This is a genomic window from Myxococcus eversor (assembly GCF_010894455.1).
GTDB lineage: Bacteria > Myxococcota > Myxococcia > Myxococcales > Myxococcaceae > Myxococcus > Myxococcus eversor.
The window spans coordinates 1-491 of the sequence record NZ_JAAIXY010000098.1 but is presented as its reverse complement, the minus strand read 5'-3'; the positions used below and the strand labels follow the sequence as shown (position 1 = coordinate 491).

1 protein-coding gene is annotated in these 491 nt (G+C 66.4%); it reads right to left on the bottom strand.

Going from position 1 to position 491, the window contains the following annotated elements; genetic code table 11:
- Positions 1-491, bottom strand: a 491-nt coding sequence (locus tag G4D83_RS45305; RefSeq protein ID WP_205522874.1) for a condensation domain-containing protein, incomplete at both ends; no start/stop codon positions are given.

The window sequence follows — 491 nt, the reverse complement described above, 5'->3', positions numbered from 1 at the left end:
CCTCGGCGGAAGCCAGACGCTGGGCCTCTGCATCGCGCTCGTGCTCGGGCAGGGACGAGAGGTCGACGAGAGGCATCTCCAGCAGGAAGTCGTGCTGGATGAGCTGAACAGGCTGTCCCTCGTGAACCGCGAAGCGAGTGCGCAGGGCCTCGTGGCGCTGAATCAGCGCGTTGAGAGACTGAAGCAGTGCGGACTGGTCCAGCGAGCCGGAGAGCTTGAGGACCCAGGGGATGTTGTAGGTGGATGTGCCGGGCTGGAGCTGGTCGAGGAACCAGAGGCGCTGCTGGGCGAAGGAGAGGGGCAGCGGCTGGGCGCGGTCGACAGGGACGAGTGCCGGCTGGCGAGACGAGGAGCCGTGGAGCAACTCCAGCCGCTCAGAGAGAAGCGCGACGGTGGGCGAGGAGAAGAGCTCACCGAGGGGCAACTCAACGTCGAAGGTGGAGCGGATGCGAGAGACGACTTGAGTGGCGAGGAGGGAGTGTCCGCCCAAC